We start from the raw sequence: 277 nt of genomic DNA on the forward strand, positions 1-277 counted from the left end.
GTGCGACCACGGGAAATACGCGCGATGAACATGCCTACAAATGGCGCCCAGGAAATCCACCAGGCCCAGTAGAACAGCGTCCACAGGCCCATCCAGCGTTCGGTTTTGTCGGCATCGCCTTCGTAGACATAGAGGTCGAAGGTTTTCAGCACGATACCGTTGAGGTAGTCACCGGTGTTCTGCACCAAGCCATTGAGCAAGTGCAGGGTCGGGCCGAACAGCAGCACAAAAATCAGCAAACCGCTGAACAATACGATGTTGAGGTTGGACAAGCGGC

At 55.2% G+C, this 277-nt stretch carries 1 protein-coding gene; it reads right to left on the minus strand.

Features of this window, described 5'->3' with window-relative positions:
• The coding region (locus tag KZZ04_RS19100) for a BCCT family transporter (RefSeq protein ID WP_219423834.1) at positions 1–277 on the minus strand (277 nt) is incomplete at both ends.

Origin of the sequence: Pseudoalteromonas sp. CR1, assembly GCF_019392235.1 — a bacterium.
Lineage (GTDB): Bacteria > Pseudomonadota > Gammaproteobacteria > Enterobacterales > Alteromonadaceae > Pseudoalteromonas.